The 1,533-nt window shown below is 41.5% G+C and carries 1 protein-coding gene; it reads left to right on the forward strand.

Annotated features, from left to right (window positions below):
* Positions 1-261 precede the first annotated feature (261 nt).
* A complete protein-coding gene (locus tag PQ511_RS23535; protein ID WP_273854341.1) occupies positions 262-1,395 on the forward strand; it encodes an IS110 family RNA-guided transposase in 1,134 nt (377 codons plus the stop codon).
* Positions 1,396-1,533: the final 138 nt, after the last annotated feature.

Genomic DNA, 1,533 nt, shown 5'->3' on the forward strand with positions numbered 1-1,533 from the left:
CAAAAAACTTTCATGATCTTTCACTCTCAACCCAAGAATGAAAATAGAGCATTCCTTCCATAATGGAGATACCGTGAACAGTGAGTTTCAACGTGCTCTTTAATGGTGGTTCGACCCTGTACAAAAAACTGTTGGATGGAATTTGGTGCACAACCCATTGTTAGCTCTCTCTACCGAGAGATGACTACGAACAGAAAAATGTTTAAGTTCAAATTCCTTCCACTGTTTACGGAATCTATCTCATAAAGGATGGCTTTGAACATGGAAGTTTTGTATAAACAGTGTGCTGGCTTAGATGTCCATTCTGAAACCATAGTGGCCTGTGTTTTACTAGAAGACGACCAACGCAATGTTACGAAAGAGACAGAGACCTTTCCGACGTTGACAAAAGATTTATTTCGTCTTTTGAAGTGGTTGGAAGATCGACAAGTGACCCACATCGCAATGGAAAGCACAGGGATCTACTGGAAACCGATTTATAATATTCTCGAAGATTATTTCGATATTACTCTCGCTAATGCGCAAAGAATTAAAAACGTCCCTGGTCGCAAAACGGATGTATGCGATGCAGAATGGATTGCCAAGTTATTGCGGCATGGACTAATCAAAAAAAGCTTCGTTCCCCCAGAGGATATTCGTGAGCTTCGTGATTTAACGCGTCTTCGAAAAAAATGGATCGGTCATATGACCTCAGAGAAGAATCGCATTCAAAAAGTCCTCGAAGCGTCGAATATTAAACTCGGTACAGTCATTTCTGACGTGTTCGGTAAATCAGGAAGAAACCTGTTGGAGCATCTCATGTCAGAAGGGTACATCGATTCTAAGGAAATCGATCAGCATATTCATGGACGCATGGCTCATAAGAAAAGCCAAATCGCGGACTCACTATTTGGAACGTTAACCGACCACCAGCTCTTTCTAATAAAGCAATCCTGGATGCATCTGGCTTACCTAGAAAATCTCATTTCAGACATCGAAAAACGAATTGACAACCTCTTAGAAAAGTATCAAGAAGAAGTGAATCTTCTAATTACAATGCCAGGAATCAAAAAAGACACAGCTGCCATCATTATCGCTGAAATTGGTGTGGACATGGGGCAATTTCCAACAGCTAAACACCTTTCATCCTGGGCAGGATTATCGCCAGGAAACCATGAAAGTGCTGGAAAGAGAAAGAGCACCCGATCCGTCAAAGGGAATCCCCATATCAAAACCGCCTTATGTGAATCTGCCTGGGCCGTATCCCGAAGTCGAAACAAACGCTTGGGCATCGCCTATTGGTCATTAGCCGCAAGAAGAGGAAAGAAAAAAGCACTCGTTGCCATTGGACATCGAATGCTTACCATTGTCTATCACATGCTTCAAAACCATGAGCCCTACCACGAGACACAGTAACGTAACAGGATAGACAGAAAACAGAAGAAACATACGGGAAATCGTATTTGAACGATTGCCCTGCTTTCCTATTTTCTTCAATGGTTTAGCTACAGGGTAAACAGTTTCTAAAAGAATTAAACCAATTATTTATTTTCA

This window comes from Guptibacillus spartinae (assembly GCF_028610625.1).
In the GTDB taxonomy this organism is placed as follows: domain Bacteria; phylum Bacillota; class Bacilli; order Bacillales; family Guptibacillaceae; genus Guptibacillus; species Guptibacillus spartinae.